The 1821-nt window shown below is 74.8% G+C and carries 1 protein-coding gene and 1 pseudogene; both read right to left on the bottom strand.

Annotated elements, in window-relative coordinates; all coding sequences use genetic code 11:
- Positions 1-398: pseudogene (locus AB0K09_RS33090) on the bottom strand (hypothetical protein); the annotation flags it as partial.
- A 65-nt stretch (positions 399-463) separates the two neighbouring features.
- Positions 464-1735, bottom strand: a complete 1272-nt coding sequence (cobA, locus tag AB0K09_RS33095) for a uroporphyrinogen-III C-methyltransferase (protein ID WP_366069093.1) — start codon at positions 1733-1735, stop codon at positions 464-466.
- Positions 1736-1821: the final 86 nt, after the last annotated feature.

Raw genomic sequence — 1821 nt, forward strand, 5'->3', positions numbered from 1 at the left:
GCGCAGAGCCGGCGCGCGGAGAGAGGGAGGGCCCGATGAGAGCGGAGAAAATGCCTCCGGACATGCGACGACCCCCGCCGGGGGGGAGAGCGGGAGGCGAGGGCGCCGCGGTGCACGTGATAGCCCGTCACCCGTTCGGCCACCTCGGGGCCGACGACGTACACCGGGGCGGGTACGTCGTCGATGATGTCGCGCATCACGTCGACCCACTTGGCGGACAGCAGCATCGAGCGCATCCCGTATCCGGCGTGCGCGGCGCGCCGGATGACCTTCTCGCCCTCGGCGATGAACAGGCCCTCTGCGGGCTCGCGGCGGCGGCGCAGCTCGACGTCGGTGAGACCGGTGTAGTCGTGCAGGCGCGGGTCGTCCGGGTCGTCGATGGTGACGATGTCGGCCATGGGTGTGGTGTCCTGGTTCGGTTGCGTTGCTGGTGGGCGGGGTGCTGCTGGGTGGGCGGCGGGGCTCAGCGGCCCTGTGCGGGACCCACCTCGACGACCTCGCCGACGACGACGACCGCCGGCGGGCGTATGCCCTCGGCCCGGACCCGCTCCCCCACGGTCGCCAGGGTGGCGTCCAGGCGGCGCTGGGCCGCCGTGGTGCCCTCCTGGACGACGGCGACGGGCGTGTCCGCGGCGCGGCCGTGGCGGACGAGGGTCTCGGCGATCGCCGCTATGTTCTCCACGGACATCAGCAGCACCAGCGTGCCGTGCAGGCGCGCCAGCGCGGCCCAGTCGATGAGGGACCGCGGGTCGCCGGGTGCGACGTGCCCGCTGACGACCGTGAACTCCTGCGCGAGGCCGCGGTGGGTGACGGAGATTCCGGCGGCGGCCGGGACGCTGATGGAGCTGGAGATGCCGGGTACGACCGTGCAGGGGATGCCGTGCTCGGCGAGCGCCTGGATCTCCTCCATGCCCCGGCCGAAGACGAACGGGTCGCCGCCCTTGAGGCGGACGACGGCCTTTCCGGCCTTCGCGTGCTCGATGAGCGCGTTGTTGATGGCCTCCTGGGCCATGAACCGGCCGTACGGGATCTTCGCCGCGTCGATCACCTCGACGTGCGGCGGCAGCTCGTCGAGCAGGTCGCGGGGGCCGAGGCGGTCGGCGATGACGACGTCCGCCTGGGCGAGCAGCCGGCGGCCGCGGACCGTGATGAGGTCGGGGTCGCCGGGACCGCCGCCGACGAGCGCGACGCCCTTGACGGGGGTACCCCCATGCGTTGAGCCATGGGGGAGGGCGCGGTGGCGCGGGGCGGCCAGCGAGCCGTCGCGCAGGCCCTCCACGATGGCGTCCCGCACGGCCGCCGACCGGCGCGGGTCCTGGCCGGTGAGCACGGCCACGGTGAGGCCCTCGCTGCGGCCGGTCGCGGGGGTCCACGCGGAGGCCGCGGCGGCGTCGTCGCTGCGGACGGCCCAGACGCGGCGGGCCTCGGCCTCGGCGGAGGCGGCCCGGTTGGCGTCCGGGTCGTCGGTGCTGATGAGGGCGTACCAGGCGCCGTCGAGGTCGCCGTCACGGTAGCGGCGGCGCTCCCAGCGCAGTTCGCCGGCCTGGGCCATGGCCTCCACGGAGGGGGTGGCGGAGGGCGAGACCAGCAGGACGTCCGCGCCGGCGGCGATCAGCGCGGGGAGCCGGCGCTGGGCGACCTGTCCGCCGCCGAGCACGACGACGCGACGACCGGCCAGACGCAGTCCGACGGGGTAGGCGGCGACTTCGGGCTGCTGCTCGTGCTGCTCGGGCATGGCGGTGGCTCCTCGTGCGAATGCGCTGGTGGGGACCACCTTAAGGGGCACCACCCGGGTTGCGGGCAGCCGTTCCGCAGGGCGGA

This window comes from Streptomyces sp. NPDC049577, assembly GCF_040675635.1.
Lineage (GTDB): Bacteria > Actinomycetota > Actinomycetes > Streptomycetales > Streptomycetaceae > Streptomyces.